Origin of the sequence: Alteromonas stellipolaris (genome assembly GCF_001562115.1) — a bacterium.
In the GTDB taxonomy this organism is placed as follows: domain Bacteria; phylum Pseudomonadota; class Gammaproteobacteria; order Enterobacterales; family Alteromonadaceae; genus Alteromonas; species Alteromonas stellipolaris.
Window position 1 is genome coordinate 778,234 of record NZ_CP013926.1, and the last position, 24,527, is coordinate 802,760.

General features: G+C 43.6%; 21 protein-coding genes. 15 read left to right on the forward strand and 6 right to left on the reverse strand.

Annotated features, from left to right (window positions below; genetic code table 11):
* Nucleotides 1-523 precede the first annotated feature (523 nt).
* The 4 genes from AVL57_RS03205 (at nucleotide 524) to AVL57_RS03220 (ending at nucleotide 8,807) form a co-directional block, all read left to right on the forward strand.
* Complete coding sequence (locus AVL57_RS03205) at nucleotides 524-5,029, forward strand: chemotaxis protein CheB (protein ID WP_057793976.1); 4,506 nt, start codon at nucleotides 524-526, stop codon at nucleotides 5,027-5,029.
* Between the two features lie 4 nt (nucleotides 5,030-5,033).
* Complete coding sequence (locus AVL57_RS03210; RefSeq protein WP_057793974.1) at nucleotides 5,034-6,536, forward strand: GAF domain-containing protein; 1,503 nt, start codon at nucleotides 5,034-5,036, stop codon at nucleotides 6,534-6,536.
* A gap of 141 nt (nucleotides 6,537-6,677) precedes the next feature.
* Nucleotides 6,678-7,355: an HAD family hydrolase gene (locus tag AVL57_RS03215; protein WP_057793972.1), complete on the forward strand. Its 678-nt coding sequence runs from the start codon at nucleotides 6,678-6,680 to the stop codon at nucleotides 7,353-7,355.
* A gap of 102 nt (nucleotides 7,356-7,457) precedes the next feature.
* A complete protein-coding gene (locus AVL57_RS03220; protein ID WP_057793970.1) occupies nucleotides 7,458-8,807 on the forward strand; it encodes a YfiM family lipoprotein in 1,350 nt (449 codons plus the stop codon).
* 116 nt (nucleotides 8,808-8,923) lie between these two features.
* Here the strand turns inward: AVL57_RS03220 and AVL57_RS03225 are convergent, their stop codons facing one another.
* Nucleotides 8,924-9,238, reverse strand: a complete 315-nt coding sequence (locus tag AVL57_RS03225; protein ID WP_057793968.1) for a hypothetical protein — start codon at nucleotides 9,236-9,238, stop codon at nucleotides 8,924-8,926.
* Between the two features lie 189 nt (nucleotides 9,239-9,427).
* Between AVL57_RS03225 and AVL57_RS03230 the strand changes: the two genes are divergently transcribed.
* Nucleotides 9,428-9,619, forward strand: a complete 192-nt coding sequence (locus AVL57_RS03230) for a hypothetical protein (protein ID WP_057793966.1) — start codon at nucleotides 9,428-9,430, stop codon at nucleotides 9,617-9,619.
* Nucleotides 9,620-9,621: 2 nt separating this feature from the next.
* Here the strand turns inward: AVL57_RS03230 and epmB are convergent, their stop codons facing one another.
* Nucleotides 9,622-10,647, reverse strand: coding sequence for an EF-P beta-lysylation protein EpmB (gene epmB, locus AVL57_RS03235; RefSeq protein ID WP_057793964.1), 1,026 nt, complete (start codon nucleotides 10,645-10,647; stop codon nucleotides 9,622-9,624).
* Nucleotides 10,648-10,683: 36 nt separating this feature from the next.
* On the opposite strand from epmB, the gene efp reads away from it, so the two are divergent.
* The 5 genes from efp (at nucleotide 10,684) to AVL57_RS03260 (ending at nucleotide 16,428) form a co-directional block, all read left to right on the forward strand.
* Entirely contained in the window at nucleotides 10,684-11,253 is a 570-nt protein-coding gene (gene efp, locus AVL57_RS03240) for an elongation factor P (protein ID WP_013785484.1), read from the forward strand.
* A gap of 244 nt (nucleotides 11,254-11,497) precedes the next feature.
* Nucleotides 11,498-12,466, forward strand: a complete 969-nt coding sequence (gene epmA, locus AVL57_RS03245) for an elongation factor P--(R)-beta-lysine ligase (RefSeq protein ID WP_057793962.1) — start codon at nucleotides 11,498-11,500, stop codon at nucleotides 12,464-12,466.
* 246 nt (nucleotides 12,467-12,712) lie between these two features.
* Nucleotides 12,713-15,142 (forward strand): TonB-dependent receptor, encoded by a 2,430-nt coding sequence (locus AVL57_RS03250; protein WP_057793960.1) that lies wholly within the window; start codon nucleotides 12,713-12,715, stop codon nucleotides 15,140-15,142.
* Nucleotides 15,143-15,160: 18 nt separating this feature from the next.
* Nucleotides 15,161-15,922, forward strand: a complete 762-nt coding sequence (locus tag AVL57_RS03255; RefSeq protein ID WP_082604971.1) for a gamma-glutamylcyclotransferase family protein — start codon at nucleotides 15,161-15,163, stop codon at nucleotides 15,920-15,922.
* Complete coding sequence (locus AVL57_RS03260; RefSeq protein ID WP_057793957.1) at nucleotides 15,910-16,428, forward strand: GNAT family N-acetyltransferase; 519 nt, start codon at nucleotides 15,910-15,912, stop codon at nucleotides 16,426-16,428. Before AVL57_RS03255 ends, AVL57_RS03260 begins: the two co-directional genes overlap by 13 nt.
* Here the strand turns inward: AVL57_RS03260 and AVL57_RS03265 are convergent.
* Nucleotides 16,425-17,048: a peptidylprolyl isomerase gene (locus AVL57_RS03265; RefSeq protein WP_057793955.1), complete on the reverse strand. Its 624-nt coding sequence runs from the start codon at nucleotides 17,046-17,048 to the stop codon at nucleotides 16,425-16,427. The two genes, AVL57_RS03260 and AVL57_RS03265, sit on opposite strands and share 4 nt — an antisense overlap.
* A 9-nt stretch (nucleotides 17,049-17,057) precedes the next feature.
* Nucleotides 17,058-18,311 (reverse strand): methyltransferase, encoded by a 1,254-nt coding sequence (locus AVL57_RS03270; RefSeq protein WP_057793953.1) that lies wholly within the window; start codon nucleotides 18,309-18,311, stop codon nucleotides 17,058-17,060.
* Nucleotides 18,312-18,341: 30 nt separating this feature from the next.
* Here AVL57_RS03270 and AVL57_RS03275 point away from each other — a divergent pair, with 30 nt between their 5' ends.
* The 4 genes from AVL57_RS03275 (at nucleotide 18,342) to AVL57_RS03290 (ending at nucleotide 20,746) form a co-directional block, all read left to right on the forward strand.
* Nucleotides 18,342-18,971, forward strand: a complete 630-nt coding sequence (locus tag AVL57_RS03275) for an alpha-ketoglutarate-dependent dioxygenase AlkB family protein (RefSeq protein ID WP_057793952.1) — start codon at nucleotides 18,342-18,344, stop codon at nucleotides 18,969-18,971.
* 7 nt (nucleotides 18,972-18,978) lie between these two features.
* Entirely contained in the window at nucleotides 18,979-19,293 is a 315-nt protein-coding gene (locus tag AVL57_RS03280; protein ID WP_057793950.1) for a BolA family protein, read from the forward strand.
* Nucleotides 19,294-19,370: 77 nt separating this feature from the next.
* Nucleotides 19,371-20,051 carry a phosphatase PAP2 family protein gene (locus tag AVL57_RS03285; protein WP_057793948.1) on the forward strand — a complete coding sequence of 227 codons (681 nt, stop codon included), beginning with the start codon at nucleotides 19,371-19,373 and terminating at the stop codon, nucleotides 20,049-20,051.
* Between the two features lie 86 nt (nucleotides 20,052-20,137).
* The gene (locus tag AVL57_RS03290) at nucleotides 20,138-20,746 is read left to right on the forward strand and encodes a nucleotidyltransferase family protein (RefSeq protein ID WP_082605060.1); all 609 of its coding nucleotides are present in this window, start codon (nucleotides 20,138-20,140) and stop codon (nucleotides 20,744-20,746) included.
* Here the strand turns inward: AVL57_RS03290 and AVL57_RS03295 are convergent.
* Together AVL57_RS03295 and AVL57_RS03300 are read right to left on the reverse strand one after the other, a co-directional pair.
* A complete protein-coding gene (locus AVL57_RS03295) occupies nucleotides 20,723-22,087 on the reverse strand; it encodes a nitrate regulatory protein (protein WP_057793946.1) in 1,365 nt (454 codons plus the stop codon). The two genes, AVL57_RS03290 and AVL57_RS03295, sit on opposite strands and share 24 nt — an antisense overlap.
* A gap of 257 nt (nucleotides 22,088-22,344) precedes the next feature.
* Entirely contained in the window at nucleotides 22,345-22,629 is a 285-nt protein-coding gene (locus AVL57_RS03300) for a hypothetical protein (RefSeq protein WP_057793943.1), read from the reverse strand.
* 324 nt (nucleotides 22,630-22,953) lie between these two features.
* Here AVL57_RS03300 and AVL57_RS03305 point away from each other — a divergent pair, with 324 nt between their 5' ends.
* On the forward strand, nucleotides 22,954-24,519 hold the full coding sequence (locus AVL57_RS03305) for a SulP family inorganic anion transporter (protein WP_057793941.1): 1,566 nt from the start codon (nucleotides 22,954-22,956) through the stop codon (nucleotides 24,517-24,519).
* Nucleotides 24,520-24,527 lie beyond the last annotated feature (8 nt).

Here is a 24,527-nt window from a genome sequence, read left to right on the forward strand (position 1 = left end):
GATAGCCATATTGGTATCGATATGGCTTATACCTTGTTTGATACACGCTCAAGTCTGTCTTTCAGATCATGGCGTCATTTAATAACGACATGCCCTCATCGCTCATAAACCTCTTTTACCGATCCTGTTTCAACCTATTAATAGTCGCTAACCTATATTTTTTCTCACAAGTACCTCGTGTGCCTAATTGGCGCGCCCATCGCAAAATCAAACTTAGGGTGTTGGAATAGCTAGCGGATAACTATCGAATAACTATCAAGTAACTATCAAATCAGGCCGATGTATTAGTGATATAAAACCAGCTAGCTATCGTGATCGTTTCGTTGGTTTTGAGTATAAACAATGGGTTTTTTGAACCTTTTAGGTACGTAACGCGTTTTATTTAACGTAATAAGATTAGACTTTAGTATACTTCTACAGTGCTAATTACTGGTATAGTAAGCGTATTAGATGCGGTGAAGATGCCGCAAATACTGAATGTTCGCATTGGCATTCAGTTAACTCAAATGGAGCTAAATGTAGTATGGAATCTTTACCGTCATCGCGGGTGACTAAACCTGAGATAGCTCCTTTTATTGTTGGCGTAGGCTCTTCAGCGGGCGGAATAGAAGCATTGATTAATCTGGTAAGTGAATTACCAAAAGACATTAATGCGTCTTTTATTATTGCTCAGCATTTATCGCCTACCCATAAAAGCCAAATGACGGAAATATTGGCGCGGGAAACTGAATATCCTGTGGTTGAGGCGACGCCGCATTGCAAAATCAAAGCGAACACCATTTATGTAGGCCCACCTGGCTTCCACCTCAAATACAAAGAGGGGTATTTACACCTCGATAAGTCACCGGATGAGCTTTCGCCTAAGCCTTCAGTAAACCTCTTGTTTGAATCATTAGCTGATGAAATTGGCGATCACGCCATTGGCGTTATCTTATCTGGTACTGGCGGCGATGGTGCCAGAGGGCTTAAGGCCATTAAAGGTGTTGGTGGATTTGCCTTTGTACAAGACCCTGCCTCAGCAAAATATGATGGCATGCCCAAAGCGGCGCTTGAAAATGTGGCTGTGGATTCAATTCTTGAACCCCAAGAAATGGGGCAAGAAATTGCACATATTTCGCAAAACATCGCGCGTAATTTCTTAGCGGTGCAGGAAGACACTCGAAGTGAATTAATGAGTGAGCTCTACGGAAAGATAAGAACGGCGACCAAAATAGATTTCAGTTTTTACAAACAATCGACCTTATTGCGCAGGGTGAATCGCCGTTTAATTGCCACACAAACTGAAGATTTACCCTCATACTTGACCTATTTAGACAATAACGCCGATGAAGTTATAGCGTTGTCGAAAGAGCTTTTAATTTCAGTTACCGACTTTTTCAGAGACAACACTGCCTTTAACGCTATCAAAACGCACATACAAAGCATTGTAGAGAACAAAAACAGCGGCGATGCTATTCGTTTATGGGTAGCAGGATGTGCCACTGGAGAAGAGGCGTACTCATTAGCCATCTTGTTTCTTGAAGCTATTGAGAAGCAAGGCATTGATGCCAACTTACAGATTTTTGCGACTGATATCGACGAACATGCACTCTCAGTTGCCCGCAAAGGGGCTTATTCTGTTCAGGCCATTGCAAGCCTTTCATCCGATTTAACCGACAAATACTTTCGGTATGCTGACAATGCGTATTACCCGCAAAAACTACTGCGTGATGTAATCACCTTTTCTCGTCAGGATATCACGCGAGATCCGCCATTTTTACACCTTGACATGGTGTCGTTTAGAAATGTACTTATCTACTTTAATAGCGATTTACAGCAGCGGGTGTTATCGCTGTTTCGTTATTCGTTAACCAAAGAAGGTATTCTCTTTTTAGGTAAGTCTGAATCGATTGGCTCGACAGAAGATATCTTTGTTGCCCTTGATAGGCGCAGTAGAATTTTTAAAGTAAGCGAGGCGTCTAAGCCTCCCTCACTGCCGAAAATGCTAAAAAGCCATGTAGATATAACTAAAACGAAAACGGCTATCACTAACAGCTACGAAAATATTTTCACTCGTTCTGTACTAGATAGCTTCGGGCCAAGTTTACTCATCAGTGAAAGGTTTGCCATTTTGCACTCACATGGCAACTTACAACGCTTTATTACGTTCCCATCTGGGGTGCCCGATCTTAACTTATCGAAACTCATTGCTGCGCCTTTTGCCGCAGACTTGATTTCTTGCGTGAATAAGGCAAGTCGTACTGGTGAAATAGCAATAAGTCGAGCTAAGCGCTTAGCCGACGATGATAGTCGGCTGTGGAAGTTACGGGTGCTACCGCTAGAAAACCAAAGTCCTCAGCACTACTTAGTTAATTTTTATGAATACGACACTATTATTGATGCCGAGCCCAAAGAGCCGACGGCAACCAATGAAGCTGATGTTGCTGAATTAATTGCAGCTCGAGAGCAACTACAAACGCTTACCGAAGAAATGGCTGCCTCAGCGGAAGAAATGCAGGCACTTAATGAAGAAGTGCAAGCCGCTAATGAAGAGCTACAAGCGAATAACGAAGAGCTTGAAGCCACCAACGAAGAGCTTCAGGCTACTAACGAAGAACTCATTAGCGTAAATGAAGAAAGCATGCGGAAATCTGCTGATTTAGGTGCTATTAACAGTGAGTTAATGAGCGTTTATAACACGTTAGATTTCCCCATCTTGGTGTTTGATACCGATACCTGCCTAAGTCGAACGAATGACGCTGCCAATCGGCGTTTTCATTTAAATAACGGCTCGTTTAAAAAGCCAATTTACTCGCTTAATTTCCCTGACTATTTTGAAGATATTGAAAAGCGCTTAAGTAAAACCCTCCGTAATGGGGTAAATACGAGCATGGTGATCAAGCCATCGAGCCAAGAAACTTACAATGTATTCATTACGCCAATTTTAAATAGTCGAGACCGCATCACTGGGGCTATTTTGGTTATTATTGATAACTCAGAATTGGTCCTTGCCCACGAGCGAATTGAAAAAAGCCAAGAGCAGCTTTTATCTATCATGAATAACTCGTTGGCGTTAATTGCACTAAAAGACAATGCGGGCAGATATGAGTTTGTTAACTCACGTTTTGAAGAAGTCTTTGGCGTAACCGCGCAAGATGTGATTGGTAAAACCGACCTTCAAATTTTTGAGCGAGATACTGCCCGTCAGTTCCGTGAAAAAGACTTAGATACCATGCGTACTTTATCCCCGGTAGAAACCCTTGATGAGTTCACCTTGCGGGCTGGTAAAGTTATCATCAAAAGTGTGCGATTCCCTATTTTTGATGCTGAAGGCACTATTAAGTCAATTTGTACCCAAGCAACAGATATTTCAAAAGAATTACATGCCAATGAACAGTTGCGTTTAGCTGGCAAAATATTTGAGCGTACCAGTGAAGCTATCCTTGTTACTGATGCTAACCAGCGCATTCTTACTACCAACGAAACGTTTGCTGAGCTAACTGGTTTTTCTCAGCAGGAGCTAACCGGCAAAACACCAAAATTGCTGGAATCAGGAGAGCACTCTAAAGATTTCTTTATAGCAATGAAAGCCTCCTTAACCGAACGAGGGTTTTGGCAGGGCGAGGTTGTTAACAAGGTCAAAGATGGCAGTCATGTGAAAATGTGGCTAACGGTTAATGCGGTGAAAGGCGCTAATGGCGATATTGTTAATTACGTAGCGGCTTATAGTAATATTGACGAAATAAAGAATATGCAGCGCCGCATTGAGTATCTTGCTACCCATGATGAGCTAACGGGGCTCCCTAATAGAACCGTGTTACTTGAACGTCTTGAACTAATGATCAGTGGGGCGAAGCGTAGCAAGCAACTGTGCGGTGTGCTCTTTGTTGACCTAGATAACTTCAAGCCGGTTAATGATAACTTAGGTCATAAAGTGGGCGACTTGCTACTTAAGCAGGTTACTAAGCGACTGCAACAATGTATTCGCGACACAGATATGTTGGCGCGAATTGGCGGTGATGAGTTTGTAGCCTTAATATCAGCTTCTCATATCGACGAAATTGATGATATTGCAAAGCGTATTATAGGGCAGGTTCAAAACGAGTTTGATGTGTCTACGCATTCTATTTCGGTTTCTGCGAGTATAGGTATTGCCGTTTATCCCTCAGATGGAATTAGTTCTGAAATACTCTTGCAGCATGCAGATGAAGCCATGTATTTAGCAAAATCGTCTGGGCGCAATCAATATCAGTACTTTACCGCGAAGATGAAAGAACAAGCTTTAGCTCGCTTAGAAGTGGAGAAACAACTTAAAGTAGCACTAGAAGGTAAGCAGTTCTCTATGGTGTACCAGCCTCAGTTCGAGTCTACTTCGAATGCCATAATTGGCGCCGAGGCATTACTGCGCTATAAAAATAGCGACGGTGAAGTACTCAATGCAGAGTCATTTATTAATATTGCAGAGCGTGGCAAGCTCATTGAAAGTATCGGGTTTCACGCAGTAGAGCTGGTGGCAAGAGAAATTGCCCAATATATTCAGCTTGGCAACAAACTGCCCGCTATAGCGATTAATTTGTCTGGAGCGCAGCTGCTCACATCCGATTTCATTAAAAAATTTGTGGCGGTGCTTGAGCGTTATGAACTTACCGCAGGTCTATTTAAATTCGAAGTATCAGAAAAAGACATTGAAAGTGGCGAAGAGCGAATTTACCATCGGTTGAAAACATTGGCCTCGATGGGCAGTGTAATAAGTATTGATGACTATGGTCTATATAACAGTGCCATATCTCAGCTTCAACGAAGCGGTGCAAGTGAAATTAAGCTTTCCAGCCATTTGCTAAACGATGCTAGTGATAACAATGATACAAACAAACTCATCCAAGCATTGATTACTGCAGGAAAAGCGCTAGGCCTTAAAATTATCGCCAATAAAGTTGAAACTCAACAGCAACTCGAATCTTTACAGGATTTCGGGTGCGATATAATACAAGGGTTGGTACTTTCACCTATGCTTACTTGCTCAGAGCTTAATAAAAAAGTTAGCCAATAAGATTATGAACACTGATACGATTACTCGTAATAAACATGATGCTGAGATGGACACCTTAGTTGAAAATTGTGAAAAAGAAGCGCTGCACCTAAGTGGCAAAGTACAGCAGTTTGGCGGTGCTTTTTTCATTGATGGCGAGTCTCTCCAGGTTACTGCTGCTAGCACTAACCTGGCCAGTTTTATCCACCTATCTCCTGCTAAATTGGTAGGTTGTCCGGTAAAATCACTGGACTGGTTGCCATTAAGCTTGCTTTATAATTTAGGTTCAAAAGCAGGCGATAGAGCCTATGCCTTTAACGAGCCCTTCAACGATGATGTACTAAATTTTAGAAGTCATCGCAGTGAAGAAGGTATCTTAATAGAGATAGAATCTAGTATTACCAATGTATCTCAGCGCCAGTACCTACAGTTAAGATCGTCAATACTTCCGACGATTGAGCAGCATTGGGAAGACAAAGATTTTTGGGACCAGCTTATCTCAACCCTTGATGAATTCTTGCCTTGTGAACGTATATTACTTTACCGCTTTAACGAACTTTGGAGCGGCGAAGTGGTAGCAGAAAAAGTGATTGAAGGTGCACCAAAGTATATCGGGTTAAAATTTCCGGCATCGGACATACCTGCTATTGCCCGCCAAATGTATTATGAAAACCCGTCGCGATATATTGCTAGCAGTGCCACACCGCCTGCTGACTTTTTGAATCAAGCGGAACAAGCGCTAAACTTAACGTATTCGGATTTACGTAGTGTGTCGCCTATTCATGGCGAATACATGCAAAACATGGGCGTGGCTACATCGTTTTCTATTCCCATCATTCAAACCGGCAAGTTGTGGGGCATAGTGTCCTGTCACAACAGCACTGAATCGCACATTGACGCACAGTTGCGCCATCAAGCGGAAATGCTGGTGAAGTATTTCTCTATGGTGTATTCCACACACAAATCGAAAAAGCGCCTGCAATTACTCACGTCATTGGATGAGAAGGTTGGGGCTATTACGCATAAGCTTCGCTTGAAAGATGCCCAAGCAACGCAAGATTTTCTCGAAGAGGTAAAGCGAGATTTCACCGCATGTGGGGCTGCCGTTTTCATAAATGGAAAATGGTTTATTAGTAATGATAGTGGCTATGACATTAGCCAACTAAAACGTATCGATAAAGCCTTTCAGTCAGACACTTCTGATGTCATCCTGCATACTGAAGATATTCGCCAGTGCTCAGGACTAGAGGCATTAGACTCAGAAAATGTGAGAGGCGTGATGCTAATTCGTATGAACTATGAATTAGCCAAAGCGCGATTATATATTTTTAGACAACCGGAGGCGCAAATAACACACTGGGCTGGCAAGCCGGAAAAAGACATTAACGAACAAGGCATGCTATCGCCACGTGCGTCTTTTGAGCGGTGGAGCGAAGTTGATGGTGAGCAAAGCTTACCGTGGACTAAACGAGATATTTTGTTTTCCAAAAAGCTGCGGGCATCGTTAATTCGAACGCTAACACGTTAGGCATTGAGCCTGACCATCTATCAAGGGCCTCCTGATTGGAGGTTCTTTTTTCCAGTTCAGTAACCAGTACATTTTCCAGCAAGCATTCATGCGAGTAATAAAAAATTCGTTTTAGTACTTGCTCATATTCGAGGTGAACCGATGGCAAATTCTTCCGTTTCCAAAAACACTACTACGCTATTGTTTGATCACGATGGTACCTTGATTAATTCAGAGCACGTCCACTTTACACTTTGGCAAGAAATAGTCGCCAGTTATGGGGCTGAATTAACTGACGAGTTTTACTGCAAGGTAATGGCGGGCATACCAGTTAAACAAAACGCCAAAGATGTTGTTAAGCATTTTTCATTAGACGCAGTCCCTGAGCAATTGGCTAAAAAGAAACACGATAAAATTGAAGAATATCTCTTACAGCAAGCTTTCCCACTTATGCCTTATGCTGCTGAAACTATTAAAGCGTGCGCAGAAGCAGGGTACACCCTAGGGATAGTGACCGGGGGAAGTACATTATCAGTCGAAAAAACACTGACTAGTTATGGCCTAGCGCAATACATTTCCTGTGTGGTGGCGGTAGAAGATGTTACCCACAGTAAGCCTGCACCCGATTGCTACCAGCTAGCAATGAAGAAGTTGGGAGTATCGCCTGGCGAATGTATTGCCATAGAAGATACGTATACTGGCATGCAATCAGCGTTGTCTGCTGAATTAGCGTGTGTGGTTGTCCCTACCACTCAATCAGCTATCCATGATTTCACCAAGGCCACCTCTCGTTACGAAAGCTTACAATTATGGGTGGAACAAGAGATCACAGGTCGCTAGTCATAAACACTAGATTTAGCTACTATTTCTATTCTTCACAACGTAGCGTTTAGGTAAGGTCGTGGTGGTATGTATTCATGGTGTTTGGGAAGTGATTAAATCATGAGAAGTGTAGGTCGTTGGATTCTTGGCATCGTTGTGACCTTATTCGTGGTTACTTTTGTCGTATTGATAGGGGTAAGCGTCGCTGTAGTTCAGCGCTCGCCGTTAGTGGTAGCCAGTGCACCGAACCAATTGGATGGCGCAGACAGTGTTAATGACTTATTGTCTCAGTTACAAAATGCGTTTACCGAGCGTAGTTCTAATCATGTTATTCGCCTAACTGAAACCCAGATAGAAAGCTTAGTAGGGGTGTTGCAGCGGGCCGTGCCTAATTTTAGTGGCGTAGTAAACGTAACCGAAGTAGGCAGTACTATCACCTTTACCTTTTCACCCAGTAGCGTTGATTTATATTTCAATGTATCAGCACTGATTTTACCCGGCGATAGCCTGCAAATTGATTATATTAGTGTGGGGGATTTGTCTTTGTCAGGGCCTCTCATGCTCTCGTTTGCTGAAAAGGGGATAAATTATTGGACCAAGTCTGAAATTGCCACTATTGCCCTGACTCGTGTTGAAAAAGTGACCATGCGCCGCGGTGAGGTGTCTTTACATACTGCGCCACTGGCCTCGCTGTTAGAAGAGCTTACTGTCGTATCTAATAATATGGGCGTTGAAGAAGAAACAGAGCTGCAAACCCTTGCCGCTTACTACTTGCGTTATATTTCAGGACGAGATTTAGCCCTATCAAAGCAGCCAGTGCCTCTTATTGAGTACTTACGGGAAGGCATGGCTCGCGCAAGAGAGCAAAGCAATTCGCCACAAGAGGCAGCACTGCATAATAAAGCGGTTATTTTGGCCCTTGCTGCGTACGTGGGGCACTATCGTATTGGTAGCTTAGTGGGTGATTTACAGCCTGACCCAACCAAAGCACTAAAGCCTCGTGCCCCTGCTATTTTATTGGAACGTAACGATTTAGCCCGCCATTTCATTATTTCCGCTGCCCTTGAATTACTTGCCGAGCAAGATATGTCCTGGGCGATTGGTGAATTTAAAGAGTTAATGGACAGAGGTGCGGGTGGTTCAGGCTACAGTTTTGTTGATTTAGGCGCCGATATGTCGGGCTCTCAATTTGCCCGAGTGGCGACCATGCCAGAGCATGCCGAAAGTACGCAAAACGCGGTGGCACGAATTCAATCGGACAACGATATTGTCCCTGCGATAAAAGCCTTTCCTGAAGGGTTGAGTAAGCAAGCATTTACCGAAAAGTATGGGCAAGTAGACAGTGACGCCTATTTAAATGAAGTGGCTGAGATTAAGCGTCTTATCAAACAAGTGCCTATGTATCAAAAGGCGCATGCTGAAGGGAATTTAATAAATCAAATTGAAGCAGGCGAGGTAGGGGAACACTAATAGCTTGCGCTAGCTCGCTGAGCCTGAATATAAACGTGGCCATGATACCCAAATTGCGAGCCAAAACAGCATGGTATTTATAGGTAGCATGGATTTTTATAGGTTAAAAAGCTCATCTATTTACTTGCCAAAGACTGCTGAAATTGAGAGACAGTAGTAAGTGCCATTTCAATTTTTTTAACAAGTGCAGGTAGTGCTGCCTTTGCTTCTTCTTCTGTCATTTCTTTTAGCGCTTGCCAATCTAACGCTATCTCTTCTACATAAGGCCCAAAGCGTTTAGCTTGTGTGGTGAACGGGCTATCTTCAGCAAATATGGCGGCAAACTTGCCTTGGCTATCTTTTTGCAAACGATCTAATGCCTGATCTGCATCCACCGCCTTACGGTAAAGGGTCTGGATAGTATCTTGAAGTTGTTGGTGAATAGCTTGCATATCGTTTCCTGTAAAAGAAGCCCATAAAAGTAGCCTCTTAAAAAATGCCTAAAAAAGACAGCTCGTGAAAGTCGCTTAAAAAAGCAGTGTAAAATTAGATTAAAGTTTCAGCATATCGAGCCGATAACCTCGAAGGTGGGCAATTTTGCCTATTTTTTTACTTTGCTTCAAGCAACAAAGGAAAACGGTATGGATCTACAAGGTGCTAGTGCCTCTGGAACGTCCGGTGCGTCACTTGAACTCGCTTCGCTTAAGTTGGCCAAGGGTCAACAAGAGCAAGAAGGAAAAGCGGCGCTTCAGCTTTTAGAAAATTCAGCTGACGTACCAAAATCAACATCTTCTAATCCTGCTGTAGGCGGAAATATAAACACTTTCGCTTAAGGTTAGGGATGTAACTGTAAGTCGATGGGCGTTTTGCCAGGCTGAGCGCCTATCTCTCTAACGAGTTTAGGCACAAGGAAACCTGGTAAGCGCTTTATCGCTTCTCGCATTATCTCCCTTGCCTTATCATCGCTGACATAAAAGTGACTTGCCCCTTGTACTTTATCAAGTACATGCAAATAGTAGGGCAGAACTCCCGCTTCGAATAAACTCTCACTTAATTCACACAATGCATCTGCTGAGTCATTCACACCTTCAAGTAACACCGATTGGTTTAACAAGGTAACCCCTTGATTGCGCAGCGTTTCTAAGCGGCGCTTAAGCGCGGGAGATACTTCATTTGCATGGTTTACATGTAGCACGAGTATTTTTTGAATAGGCAACTGAGTAAACCAGCCAGAAAAAGCATTATCCAGCCGCTCGGGTAGTACAACGGGTAAACGGGTGTGAATGCGAAGTCGTTTAATATGAGGTATTGCAGCAATTTCCTTTGCTAATTCGGCTAAGTGATCATCTTTTGCCATTAGCGGATCGCCACCTGAGAAAATCACTTCGTTAATTGCTGGGTTGCCAGCAATATAAGCTATTGCCTCTTGCCACTGGGCTTTATTCACCGCGTTATCGGCATAAGGGAAGTGCCTGCGAAAGCAATAGCGGCAGTTAACGGCGCAACCAGTGCGTACCATCAATAGCACCCGGGAGTCGTACTTATGTAACAAACCTTTACCCGCAGTATCGTGTTCATCTAACGGGTCTTTCGTATAACCCGGTTCAATACTAAACTCTTCTTTAAGGGGCATCACCTGAAGAAAAAGCGGATCTTTCGGGTTTCCTTTTTCCATTAACGAAGCAAAGTGTCGTGGAACACGCATAGGAAAAAGGCGTCTTGCTTTACTGTCTTGTTCGTAGTCTTTGGCAGGTAAATCTAAAAAAGACAACAGCTTTTCAGGGCTGGTAAAGCTATTAGCTAATTCTTTTTGCCAGTTATGCTCTACAGAAATCGCTTTTTTAGGTATTATTTGTTCCACGAAATTTTTTGTACCTTATGTTTAGACAGAGGAATTATGGCTAATTACAGCACTAACGAGTTCAAAGCCGGCCTGAAAATCATGCTGGACGGTGAACCTTGTAACATTTTAGAAAACGAATACGTGAAGCCGGGCAAGGGTCAGGCATTCAACCGCGTTAAAATTCGTAAACTTATTTCAGGCAAAGTTTTAGAAAAAACTTTCCGCTCTGGTGAGTCAGTAGAAGGCGCAGATGTTTTGGACACTGAGCTTGCTTACTTGTACACAGATGGCGAATTCTACCACTTTATGAACAACGAAACATTCGAACAAATCGCGGCTGACGAAAAAGCAGTGGGTGATAGTGTTAAGTGGTTAGTCGAAAACGATGTGTGCGTTATTACCTTGTGGAACGGTACGCCAATTACAGTAACGCCACCAAACTTCGTTGAACTTGAAATTACTGAAACTGACCCAGGCCTTAAAGGCGATACTGCGGGTACAGGTGGTAAGCCAGCTACGCTAACAACGGGCGCAGTAGTACGTGTTCCTTTGTTTGTGCAAACAGGCGAAGTGATTAAAGTAGATACTCGCTCTGGTGAGTATGCGTCTCGTGCGCAGAAGTAAGAATAAGTAAAAAGTAAGTAGAAAAGCTGAAGTTAGCCGATGCTGTATTTGGCATCGGTAACTCGCTTATCGTTACGCATTTTTTTAAGCGTTATTCGCCAGACTAAGCCCAAGAATCTTGAGCTTAGGCTTTGTAAGCATAGGCATCTCAAGCTCGAATCTCGTATGGTTAAGAGTTGATAATCACAACGCTGTTTATCGTATTTATCACCACCCTTTTCAATAAGTAAACACACATCTGTTCATGAACGACTGGCAACCTACCTCATCACATGATTCTCGAATTGCGCGAGCCCACTTACTTCGCAGCATAAGGCATTTTTTCTATACACGTGATGTGCTAGAAGTAGAAACCCCTTTGTTGTCCAGCGGTACGGTAACCGATGAACATCTTGATGCATTTTATACTAGGTTCAATCATTCACATGATGGCAAGCCCGTAGACTTATACCTGCAGACATCCCCTGAGTTCGCTATGAAACGCCTTTTGTGCGACCAAAGTGGTGCTATTTATCAAATCTGCAAAGCATTTAGGCATGAAGGGGAAGGGCGCTGGCATAACCCTGAGTTCACTATGCTTGAATGGTATCGTCCTAGATTCGACCATCACGCTCTTATGCAAGAAGTCGATGCGTTATTAATAGAAACCCTAGGTACAGACGCTAGCGAGATGGTCAGTTATCAAGATGTTTTTCAATCTCGGTTGGGTATTGACCCACTAACCGCTACGGATGACATGCTTTTGGCTAAAATGGCTGACTGCAATATTAATATTTCAAGCCCGGAACAACTCGATAAAGACAGCAAACTACAACTGCTTTTTGCAATGGCGATTGAGCCAGCTATAGGCCAAGAACGCCCGTGTTTTGTATTTGGGTTTCCTGCTTCACAAGCATCGCTTGCCCGTATCAATACAGAAGACTCACGTACTGCCGACAGGTTTGAAGTGTATTTTAAAGGGGCTGAGTTGGCGAACGGATTTCATGAACTCAGCGATGCTTCAGAACAAGAGCAGCGTTTCGAGCAAGACAATGAGAAGCGTCGCAATAATGGCCAATCTGTAAAGCCTATAGATACACGATTTCTGTCAGCACTGAAAAGCGGCTTGCCACACTGCGCAGGTGTAGCGCTAGGTATAGATCGGTTGTTAATGCTTAAAATAGGTGCTTCGCATATTAAAGAGGTGCTCAACTTTCCAGTGAGTAGGGCGTAAGTTTCACTCTTTACGCTATTTTCTACCCAGTGCCTTGCCCCACACTTCAGTTTATTCTAAGTGTTAAGCATGACGGCGACTGCCTCTAATCAAAGTACTACCTTAACCAGTGTCCTCGGTGAATGAAGTTAAATCGTAGACAAGTTGCCATTGACAATAAACGGCTCAACCCACAAAATGTTATAACATCACAAGAATGGCCATGTAAATGGTTAAACAAATAAAGAAATTGTTAGGGAAACCGTTATGAAAATGCGTTCACTGCTAAGTCTTACAATAGCAGGTCTACTCTCGTCTCCATCCTTTGCGACTGTTATCAGCGGTAAAGTTACCGATGTGTCAGGTCAACCCGTTGAAGGTGCCGAGGTTAGCATTGAAGGTACTCGCCGAGTCGTTACCACCGATGAAAACGGTGTGTACCGTTTTAGCGATGTTAAGCAAACTCATGTGCATCTTCACGTATTTTCAAGCCAATATATTCATGGTGACAATGACCTTGGTGAAATCGTCGGTGATAAAACCGTTGATTTTTCACTTACCCCTTCGTCTGTTGAAAATATTGTTGTTACGGCTACCGCATTACAATCTTCAGTACTTGAGTCTGTTACGCCCGTTACTGTTATTGGCGCAGAGCGCCTTAGACGTATTGAAGCGCCGACATTAGGTGAAACGTTAAAGAATACTCCTGGGGTACAAAGCACGTATTTTGGTCCAGTCTCAAGTAGCCCAATTATTCGTGGTAACGATGGCCCACGGGTTAAAATTGTTCAAAATGGATTAGATGTTTCTGATGTATCTCGTGTTGGTCCTGACCACAATGTAACTAGTAACTTGGCCAGTGCCACACAAGTAGAAGTACTTCGCGGTCCTGCCACTTTGCAATATGGTAGCGGCGCCATTGGCGGTGTGGTTAACATCGTTGATAAGCGTATTGTGCAACACCAAATGGACGGCGTTGAAGGTGAAGCCGAAGTAAGCTACAGCACAGTAGATAACGGTAAATTTGCTCGCGGCGATGTAACTGGTGGCAGCGGTAACTTTGCATGGCATATCGATGGCTATTCTCGTAACACAGATGACACGGATATTCCTGGTTATGCTTCAGTAGAACCTGATGAAGACGAAGCATACGGCGTATTAGAAAGCACCGCGATGGAAACCAGCGATATTACCGCGGGTTTGTCATACATTGGTGAAGAAGGTTACTTTGGCTTTGCGGTAGAGCAACTTGATAACCGTTATGGCGTGCCTGGTCACAGTCATGAGCATGAAGAAGAGCATGATGATGAAGATCACGACGATGAAGATCATGATGAAGAGTTGCACGAAGAAGAAGGCGTATTGATTGACGTAGATATGACTCGTTATCAAGCGGCAGGCGAATGGCATTCACCTATCAGAGGGTTAACCAATGCGAAGTTTGCAGCGGCTTATACCGATTACGAACACGTTGAAATTGAAGATGGCGAGCAAGGCACTATTTTCACTAATAAATCTAGTGATATTCGCGCTTCAATTTCTCATGAAGAAGTGGATGGCTGGCATGGTGTGCTAGGTGTCCAGTTCCAACACAGCGACTATGAAGCTGAAGGGGAAGAAGCCTTTACCCCTGCAAATACCTCTTCTAACTATGCTGTCTACCTTGTAGAGCAAAAAGTAGTGGGAGACGTGACCTTCGAACTAGGTGGTCGTGTTGAATACACTGAGTACGATGCCGACGACAGTGAATTGTCTCTTGAGGTGACGCATGCTGATGAAGATGAGCATGAAGAAGAAGAGGATCACGAAGAGCATGAAGAACAAGTTACTTCATATAGCTTCAACAAGTATGACTTCACCAGTACGTCTTTATCAGCTGGTTTAAATTGGGAATATGCAGAAGGGCGTTCAATTGCTACTACACTTTCACGCAGTGAGCGTGCGCCTAGCCAACAAGAGTTGTTCTCTGCAGGCCAGCATCTAGCCACACAAAGCTACGAGCTAGGTTTGGTTTTCGATTTAGATGAAGACGGTCATATTGAAGAAGACTTAAAAGACGTTGAAAAAGAAGTTAGCACTAATATTGATGTTACTTTCCGCAAATTCACCGGCGATTGGGGTTATACAGTTTCATTGTTCTATAACCAAGCGGACGATTATATTTATCAAACGAATACTGGGTTACTGGCAATAACCGAAGAGCACGAAGATCATGAGGAAGAAGAAGAGGAAGGCCATGATGAAGAAGGCACGCCTATCTATTACTTCCAACAAGCCGATGCGGATATTTGGGGCTTAGAAGCTGAAGCCTACTACGATGTAAATGCGCAAGTACGCGTGACTGTATTTAGCGATTACATTAACGCAGAAATTGATGATGATAACCTTCCTCGTACGCCACCTATGCGATTTGGTGGTAACATCAGTTATGTTAACGATGGCTTAAGTGGTGATGTTGGCGTCACTTGGTATGATGACCAAGACGACGTTGCGTCTTACGAAACACAAACAGATGGTTACACGCTGTTAGATGCCAGTGTTCAGTACGAGTTTGGCGGCCAAGGCGTTGAGTGGATTGTTTATGCCAAAGGAAACAATCTAACAGACGAAGAGGCTCGTGTTCATACGTCATTTTTGAAAGATCAAGCGCCACTACCTGGCCGTAACCTTACGCTAGGAGTACGTGCGCTGTTCTAATATTGCAGCTAAAACGGAGTGCGCTTGATAGACGTAAAAGCAGCAGACTGCTTATTAGCAAATACTGTAAAAAGCTCGGCGAATAGCTCAGAAAATACCACAGCAGAAAACAGTTGGTTAGCTACCTTAGCTAACCAACAAAGTAAGCATATTGTGCTGGGTTACGGCAGTTTGCTTAGCCGAGATTCCCGAGAGCGTCACTCCGGTATTTATACTCAAGGTTTACCCGTGCGTGTTTCAGGTTTTAAACGCGCATGGGTTACCCGTAGTCTGCAAGAAAAACAAACTTATGTAGGTGCGGTTGCCGACAATACATCTCAATTAAATGCACAGCTTATTCCCGCTGAGGTAAACCCTTCATTGCGTGCGCGAGAAAAGAATTATCGCTTTGTGGAAGTGCCTGTTAGTGCAATTGAACATGTAAGTTCCTCCTTGTGTAATCAATCCTCTTTCACCCCTGTGCTTCGCGATGCGTTAAGTCATCACCAACTCTGGTTATGCGAAACCTTACTTTGTCATCATGCCAGTAGCGACTTCCCGGTTTCACAATCTTATATCGATACCTGTCTTGTCGGTTGTTTAGAGCATGGTGGGGTAAGTGAAGCTCACGCTTTTATCGAGCATACTCATGGCTGGGAACACCCTAGAATTAACGACAGAGCAAACCCTCTGTACCCAAGAGCTGCTGTTATTTCTAAACAACATTTAGCGCAGATAGATAGGTTGCTTAATAATGTAAAACCACCCACCCAGAGGCACACTCATCCATGTTGTTACTAACTGAACGGTTGGAGTTAAGCCCGCTAACGCAAGCCGATAAACTGTGGATAGTGGAAATGCACCAAGATTCGCTATGGAAGCAATTTATTGGTAATCGTGGTGTGGCAAGTGTTGAAGATGCTGCTGATTATATAGACCGGGTTAACGCGCAACTTAATGAGTGGGGATACGGGGTGCTGGCAATAAGAAATAAGAAAACCAATGCGCCGTATGGTGTATGTGGACTGATTAATCGCTATGTTTTCAGTTGCCCTGACTTAGGTTTTGCGCTGCTACCGATTGCGCGTAAACAGGGGATCGCGTTAGAAGCCGCTAAAGCGGTTATGGATTGGGTGGAAATGGAAGAAGAAATGCATTTCATTACCGCTTCTACCCATCCCGATAACACGCGTTCTCAACATTTGTTACAAAAGCTAGGGTTTGAAAAACGCGGTCCTTATTTTATTGATAAGTCCACACCGGTTCAAACCCTATTCTTGCGCAATAGTGAGTTCGCTGGCCGTTAGAAAGGAGGAAGCACAATAATCTTTTTAATGATAATAGGCTCAATGGGTACGTTATTGGTGTTAAGCACTAACGAGTATTCGGTCTCTACTTCAGACATCGCATCGACAATATCTTCACCTTCTACAATCATACCAAAAACCGCATAGCCCCAGTCTCGTCCGGGGTTTAATGTTTCGTTGTCATTCACGTTGAAGAAAAACTGACGATTTGCGGTATGTGGATCATCTTGCCGAGCCATAGCGATGGTGTGCAAATCGTTGGTAAGCCCATTGCCCGACTCGTTAAATATTTCTGGATAATTAGACTTACCCTCAAAATCAGTCGTATAGCCTCCGCCTTGCACCACAAACCCTGGCACAATGCGATGAAAAATAGTGTTTTCATAACTGCGCTTATCTACATAACGCAAAAAGTTATTCACAGTAATCGGCGCACGTCGGCGGTCTAATTCAACCACAATATCGCCCATAGTGGTTTCAATTTTTACTCTAGGGTAATAGTTATCAGGTTGAATTTGTGAGCCATCGTCTTTTTTAGCCGCCAATGCATTAGGGCTAATGGCTGCAGACGTAAAAACGAGAGCTGAGAAAATTAAGGCTGTTATAAACGGTTTTAACATGTACATTCCTTATCGTTTAGCAGTGCCCAAAATAACAAATTTTTTGTCGCTTGCCAGCACGTCTGAACCACCAAACATGCGTTTAAGTTTAACGTGATGTTCGAGGTGTCTATTTCCAACCACCACCAATTGCCCACCTTTTACCAAGGCGTGTTTTGAGTCGTTAAACATTTGCCAGGCAATATGATCGGTAATGGCATTTTGTTGATGGAAAGGAGGGTTACACAAAATCTTGGTTACCCAAGGCGATTGTTGCTGTTCTAACAAGCTTTCAAGACAGTTACTGGCAATAAACTCACATTGATCAATTTTGTCTGGGAAATTCTCTAGTACATTTAATCGTGCACTTTCCACTGCCATAAAAGACTCATCAATGAATATTACCTTGCAGTCGCCTGCTAGGGCTAATGCGTTTACCCCTAACACCCCATTGCCGCAGCCTAAATCGACTACCGTTTCATTAGCACTTACCGTCATGTGCTCAAGCATAAGACGGGCACCAATATCTAACGACTGACGAGAAAATACATTTGCATGGTTTTTTAATACGAAGGTTTGGCTCGTAGCACCCTTGCATTCCCATGTTTCAGGGTAAGGCGAGGGGATAGGAGTAATACTTTCATCAAGGATACTGAAAACCAGCCGTGACTTTTTCTTCGCCAAGGAGGTTTTAGCTGGGCCAATGATTTTCTCGAACAGAGCAGATACCGACTTGGTCACGGCTTTTATTTTTCCCGCTGCCACAATATGCGTACCAGGCGCTGCATATCGCTTAATATCGATAAGCTGTTGTTCAAGTAATGCCAATGTGCGCGGCACTTTCAGCATAATTACGCTTGGGGCACTTTCTGGCATGAAAGTAAGGCTTTCAACACTGGTTAAACTTGTCACGGGTGACGTTAGCGCGCCTTCCTCATTCATAACCGGTTTTAAATGGTTACGCCTTAGGTTTTCTTGTAATGAACGCAAGCTAATATACGAATCTGAAATCCAAATGGGATTATACTGCGTAAACCAACAGCCAAGGGTACCAAAGTCGTCATTAAAAATGAGCATGGGCCCCAAGGTCGATGACGTTTCAGACTGGTCTTCATTTGGACCCTGGTTATTTGAAATTGAAGTAAGCGCATCAAGGTGTGCTTCAACATGCTCAATAAGCAGCTCATCGGCACTGTCCCATGCTTGTAGGCTTTTGTGCTGATGTTTTTCAGGGTAGCGTATTAAGGTAAACTGGCGCTCTGCCATTGAAAATTCTGTATTCATTATTTTCTTGTCTAAAGTTATCGGGGGGTTATGCAATTACCACTTTTTACTGACGCGAAAGCAGCGAAAAACTCACCCATTACGCTACCGTTGCCAGAAGCTGAGGTGCGCTATTATCCGCAATGGCTTAGCTCAGAGCAAGCGAATGACTATCTAGGTGTGTTTGAAAGCACATTGCCGTGGCGACAAGACACTATCCGCATGTATGGAAAGCGCCTAGACGTGCCTAGATTACAGGCTTGGCATGGTGATCCAGAGTGCTTTTATAAATATTCGGGTATTAAGCTTGCACCACAACCTTGGACTCAAGAGTTGGCAGCTATTCGGGATAAGTGCATCGAGGTTTGTCATATTCCTTTCAACAGTGTGCTGGCAAACTGGTATCGACATGGTCAAGACAGCATGAGTATGCATGCTGATGATGAGCCAGAACTTGGGCCAAACCCCGTGGTGGCGTCGGTAACTTTTGGCGAATCTCGGCCTTTTGTGTTTAAACACAAAGAAACCGGCGCTCGTTATACCCAACTATTAGAGCACGGTAGTCTGCTGGTTATGGGGGAAACCACTCAATCGCATTATCTGCACGGTATTGCTAAGACGACTAAACATATCGGTGGTAGAATTAACCTTACTTTCCGGCATTTAATTTCAACCAAGTAGTTTTCATATGAATGTTAAAGAATTTATAGAATCGACCATTACCAGCGCACTTTCACCTGCTTTATTAAAGGTAGAAGACGAGAGTTTTATGCACAATGTGCCTGACGGTGCGCAAAGTCATTTCAAGGTAACCGTGGTTGCTGATGCCTTTGAAGGCAAACGTTTAATTGCTCGTCATCGTGAAATTAATACGTTGGTCGATGAAGCCTTGAAAGGGCCCGTACATGCGCTAGCATTACACACTTACACCCCATCAGAGTGGGTAGCACGGGGTGGCGAAGCGCTAACATCGCCAGCGTGTTTAGGTGGCAGCAAGTCTTAACGCGTATTTATTCGTTTCATCCTTTAATTAAGTATTCATTTTAATTTTATATAGCCCCAATAGGAGCGCTACGCAGCATGGAAGTAAGAAGTTCGGTTAACGCGTATTTGCAAATAGTAAAAACACCCACGGTGCAGGTGGTGTTATTAGGTGGTGGCTTTTTGCTGCTAATGCTATTTGCCACCATGGAAGTATTAGCGCCTTTCGACAAAGCCGTCATTCAAATGTTGGTGTGGGACGATATGCCGGGGGTTATCCAACGCTTCTTTGAAAATTTCACCGCACTTGGCAGTAATGAAGTACTTATCTTTTTTTCACTTGCCGTCGCCGGTTGGTTGAAGCTGACCGGGCATCCTAAAAAAGCATTTACGCTATTAATAGCGGTAGTAGCAGGTTTGGTGATTACCTTTGTTCTTAAAGCCGGTATAGACCGCCCTAGACCACCGCTGTCTGGCCATCAAGTTACCGTATTAACGCAAAGCTTCCCTTCTGCTCATGCCATGATGTCTACTCTTGTTTACTTCTGTATTGCTAGGCTGTTTTGCTTTTCTATCACAAAAGTTAAATTAAAAGTTTGGGTATATTCTCTGACTACACTCTTGGTATTTATGATTGGCCTGAGTCGAGTGCAATTAGGCGTACATTGGCCGACCGACGTAATAGCAGGATGGCTAGGAGGCGGGGCGATAGCCGCATTTAGTTTCTATGTGATCAAATGGCAAAGGAATCTGCGGATTCGTTCTGAGCATTCGAAATAACACCTAGCTTTCTCATGCTAGCTTTTCTATGTTGGCCTTTTCATTAGTCTTATGAAATTAGTCTGCTCAAGTAAACGGCTTTAATGATGACGAACCCAGACAGTACAGGCATTACAGAAAGCGAAGCCCGATTAGCAGTTAGCCGTATGCTAACCGAAGATCTCTATCGCATGCAGTGTTTGACTGCGCTCAAAGCGCTAAACCTGCCCCAAGGGTATTTAGCGGCGGGATTTCTACGTAATGCCATTTGGGATGAGCTTCATGGCTATAAGAAAGCTACGCCATTAAACGACATCGATGTTATTTACTTCAACCCATCAGATACCTCAAAAGACACCGAACTCAACATAGAAAGAGCGTTAACTTCGCAAGTTCCATCAGCCCACTGGCAAGTGAAGAATCAGGCCCGTATGCATCTGAACCATGGCCATAACGTCTATAAAGATTGCGAAGAGGCCATTAGTTATTGGGTGGAAAAAGAAACCTGTGTCGCCATCAGGCTTTGCCCAAATGAGGGGAATGATACGTTTGATATGCTTGCGCCCTATGGGCTATCAAGTAATTTTGCTGGTACGATTTCAATAAACCCCCGTCATCCTAGAGATGACGTGTTTACCCAACGTGTAAAAGCGAAAAATTGGCTGGTAACGTGGCCGCAACTTACTTTAGGTTCAGCGTTGATTCGCTCTATTTGATATTTCAACAACGGTAGCAGCGATGTCAGTAAGCTTTTTATGTTCATTCATGGCTTGTTTTTGAAGCTTTCGATATGCATCATTTTCATTCAACTGAAATTGCTGCATAAGAATGAGTTTGGCTCTATCTACTAACTTGTGCTCGGTAATAGCGCGTTTAGCTTCTTCCAACTCACGGCTCATGTCTTCAATATACTGAGCTTGTCCTCTTAATAAATCATAAAATGAACGATGCGCGGACAAGGTTTGTGTCTGCTCGCTAATATCAGCATCTTTATTTAAGCCAGTCATATCGTGCTGTATCAGGGCGAGATCACTGTCTTCCACTAAGCCCGGCATGCGAGGGTCAAAAAGCATCGTAAGGGGGGAACCATCTTGCGCATGTTCATCGGTAAAGCTTTCAATCAACCGTTGATGGTTTTTCATTTCATGATGCGCGTTACTGACTTTAGTTTGCGCTTCTTTAGTTAAGCTGTCGGTCAGTTTATTTTCAATTTCTTGCATGGCATCAATGCGCCGCGTGGCCACATCGAACCACACTTCACTAATTTCAGCCGCAATCGGGCTGCCATCAGCAAGCTGTGCAATCATTTTGCGTAATTGATTAATATCGTGTGCGGCAGGGCTGTCATCTAAAAGCTGGTAAGCGTCTTTATGGCAAGCCCGCGCGAATTCGTTAAACACGGTAAAGTGATGCTGTTGGGCGTGTTGAAGTGCGCTGAGTTTATCGCATAAGCGTTTATCAAAATGCGTCTCTGCAAAGCCAATAGCACCCCATGCGCGTTCTTGCCCCGCATATTCCTTTCCCTGCATAAAGTTAAAAAGTGCAACTAAAAGGCGGGTTATCACAGGGTCACTTGCAATGTCAGCGGCTTCAAAAATAACGGTAAGTAGCCCAGCGACTAAGCGGCAATAAGCGCGAGTGGAATCTAGCGGGGAAAGGGTTAAATTTTTCGCTTGTTCACGAAGTACGGGCAGGTAATCAATGCCTTGCAGAGCAAGAGTAATGCTGCTTAACAAGCGAGGGTTAGCGGTGTCATGGCTATCGGTTAAATACAGTGATTTGAGTTGACTGCGTAACATCGATTCTGCTTCACAGCTTGCTTCAATATGAGTGGTACGCTGCCCTGCAAACCTATCACCTTTAGACGCTAAATAAATGTTGGTGGCACCACGCTCGCGCTGTAGAGCATGCACCATATTTCGAACCGAAATAACAATACGGCAGTTGCTGGATAGCTGCTCAAGCACCGTAATTTCGGCGCGTTTGGCAGCGAGCAAGAAGCGCTTTGTAGCATCGCTATAATGGGTAGCGGCCGTTATTTCATGGTCTGTTTGCATGATACGTTATGGATTTAGCGAACTAAGTGAATAGTTTATAAAAGCAATGCCTATGCCTTAACGTACCTTTCTTGAATGCTTTTGCTTAAGAATCTGTTTTTAATGGGATATTTATTAAAGTGGAATTTATTAGAGATGGGTTTTTGAACCAATATCTATAACCAGTACTACGCGTGCCACGTTTTGTGCTCGATAACGGTGCAAGTTAAAATGATCTTAGCCTTGCACCTAGCTTAATATTCGATATTACGCTCTTACTAGGCTCTTACAACTCGAAGAAACCAGCCCACAAAAATAGAAATAAGAAGCCCGAAGAAAGACATCAACGCAGTAATCATCAGTAATTTACCTGAAAAGTCGGGGTCTTCACCGGTTTCAGTCATTAGCATGCCGGATGCTTTGAAGATAAATAATGCGGCAATAGAAAAGAGCAGAATGACTGCAGTAGACATTAACGTGGATTTCCAGAAGGTTTTTGGAAATGCCCAATGAATAGCGCCAGCCACTAGCACGCATAAAATAGTGAGTAAATAAGGGACCACTTCCACTCCTTATCGGTTGGTCAAATACACTCGCCACCAAAAGTATCAGCAACGTAGTTTAAAAAATCAGTGAGAATACCATTGAGAGCGTCAATGACAATAAACGACGAATCAATTGTTAGGGAAAAATTAAGTTTGCTACGATGCCATGGAAAGCCAGCCTTGTCAGCTTAAAATCCTCTGTTCGATTAACATTCTATTAAAAGATTTTAAGCCTTAAAGGTGATAGAATCGCACCAAAATTTGTGCATGGCAGTGATTTACAGCATCCACAGCTATACTGTTACCGCACGACCCCTAAAACCTCTAGACTCCTGAGAAAACATGTTTGATTTAATTACTAATCGAGATAGTAATGTAAAAAATGACGTGCTTTCTGGTATTACCGTTGCACTAGCACTGGTACCAGAAGCGGTTGCTTTTGCATTTGTTGCTGGTGTTGAACCCATGATTGGGTTGTATGCCGCATTTATGATGGGACTTATCACGTCGGCCATTGGCGGACGTCCAGGAATGATTTCTGGTGCGACAGGTGCTATGGCCGTGGTCATGGTGGCACTAGTAGCACAGCATGGCGTTCAATATTTGTTTGCCGCTGTTATTTTAGCCGGCTTACTGCAAATACTCTGCGGCATATTCAAGCTAGGTAAGTTTATACGATTGGTGCCTTACCCAGTAATGCTAGGGTTTGTAAATGGTCTAGCGATTGTTATTTTCCTCGCTCAATTAGGTCAATTCAAAGTCGTGAATGCCTTAGGGCAATTGGAGTGGATGCAAGGGTCTATGTTGTATTGGATGCTTGGGCTCGTCGCGCTTACCATGGCGATTATTTACTTACTGCCTAAGCTTACTACCGCAGTGCCAGCCTCGTTAGTGGCTATTGTTACTGTAACTGCCATGGTACACGGACTTGATTTAGAAGCGCGTACCGTTATCGATTTCGTGCGTGATTTACTGCCTGAAGCACAGAAAGCTAGCGCTACCCTAGCGGGTGAACTACCAACTTTTGCTATCCCTATGGTGCCGTTTACCTGGGAAACGGTAATGATTGTTCTGCCTACTTCAATCATTTTATGCTTGGTTGGTTTGATTGAATCACTCCTTACATTATCGCTTATTGATGAAATGACAGACACCCGCGGCCGTGGCAACAAAGAGTGTGTTGGTCAGGGCGTAGCAAATACTGTAAATGGCTTCTTTGGCGGCATGGGTGGTTGTGCCATGATTGGTCAAAGCATGATTAACATTAACTCTGGTGGCCGCGGACGTTTATCAGGTATTACTGCGGCATTGGTACTTCTTGCTTTTATCCTTTTTGCAGCACCATTAATTGAAATGATTCCTCTAGCGGCATTAGTTGGCGTAATGTTCGTAGTAGTTATCGCTACCTTTGAATGGGCATCGTTCCGCATTATTCGTGGTGTAAATAAAGAAGATGCGTTTGTTCTGTTTTTAGTTACCGCGGTCACGGTCATTGCCGACCTTGCGATTGCGGTTGTGGTGGGTGTTATCGTTTCTGCCTTGGTCTTTGCGTGGAAGCATGCTCGCCATATTGAAGTTAAGAGTCATATCGATAACGACGATTGGAAAGTGTATGACTTAGAAGGGCCACTGTTCTTCGGCTCTGTTTCCCACTTCAAAGACTTGTTTGATATTGCCAATGATCCTGAGCATGTAGTTATCGACTTTAAAGAATCGCGAATTTGGGATTCTTCAGGTATTGATGCCTTAGACACCTTAGCTGACAAATACGAACAGCAAGGCAAGAAGCTGCATATTCGCCATATCAGTGATGAGTGTCGAAACTTACTGCGTAAAGCAGACAAGTTTGTAGAAATTAACGTGAATGAAGATCCACGTTATAGAGTTGCTACCGATAAACTTGCTTAACTGCTGTT

Coding starts and splice junctions, on each gene's coding strand:
- AVL57_RS03205 (WP_057793976.1), top strand. CDS start 524: ATGGAATCTTTACCGTCATCGCGGGTGACTAAACCTGAGATAGCTCCT.
- AVL57_RS03210 (WP_057793974.1), top strand. CDS start 5,034: ATGAACACTGATACGATTACTCGTAATAAACATGATGCTGAGATGGAC.
- AVL57_RS03215 (WP_057793972.1), top strand. CDS start 6,678: ATGGCAAATTCTTCCGTTTCCAAAAACACTACTACGCTATTGTTTGAT.
- AVL57_RS03220 (WP_057793970.1), top strand. CDS start 7,458: ATGAGAAGTGTAGGTCGTTGGATTCTTGGCATCGTTGTGACCTTATTC.
- AVL57_RS03225 (WP_057793968.1), bottom strand. CDS start 9,238: ATGCAAGCTATTCACCAACAACTTCAAGATACTATCCAGACCCTTTAC.
- AVL57_RS03230 (WP_057793966.1), top strand. CDS start 9,428: ATGGATCTACAAGGTGCTAGTGCCTCTGGAACGTCCGGTGCGTCACTT.
- efp (WP_013785484.1), top strand. CDS start 10,684: ATGGCTAATTACAGCACTAACGAGTTCAAAGCCGGCCTGAAAATCATG.
- epmA (WP_057793962.1), top strand. CDS start 11,498: ATGAACGACTGGCAACCTACCTCATCACATGATTCTCGAATTGCGCGA.
- AVL57_RS03250 (WP_057793960.1), top strand. CDS start 12,713: ATGAAAATGCGTTCACTGCTAAGTCTTACAATAGCAGGTCTACTCTCG.
- AVL57_RS03260 (WP_057793957.1), top strand. CDS start 15,910: ATGTTGTTACTAACTGAACGGTTGGAGTTAAGCCCGCTAACGCAAGCC.
- AVL57_RS03265 (WP_057793955.1), bottom strand. CDS start 17,048: ATGTTAAAACCGTTTATAACAGCCTTAATTTTCTCAGCTCTCGTTTTT.
- AVL57_RS03270 (WP_057793953.1), bottom strand. CDS start 18,311: ATGAATACAGAATTTTCAATGGCAGAGCGCCAGTTTACCTTAATACGC.
- AVL57_RS03275 (WP_057793952.1), top strand. CDS start 18,342: ATGCAATTACCACTTTTTACTGACGCGAAAGCAGCGAAAAACTCACCC.
- AVL57_RS03280 (WP_057793950.1), top strand. CDS start 18,979: ATGAATGTTAAAGAATTTATAGAATCGACCATTACCAGCGCACTTTCA.
- AVL57_RS03285 (WP_057793948.1), top strand. CDS start 19,371: ATGGAAGTAAGAAGTTCGGTTAACGCGTATTTGCAAATAGTAAAAACA.
- AVL57_RS03290 (WP_082605060.1), top strand. CDS start 20,138: ATGACGAACCCAGACAGTACAGGCATTACAGAAAGCGAAGCCCGATTA.
- AVL57_RS03295 (WP_057793946.1), bottom strand. CDS start 22,087: ATGCAAACAGACCATGAAATAACGGCCGCTACCCATTATAGCGATGCT.
- AVL57_RS03305 (WP_057793941.1), top strand. CDS start 22,954: ATGTTTGATTTAATTACTAATCGAGATAGTAATGTAAAAAATGACGTG.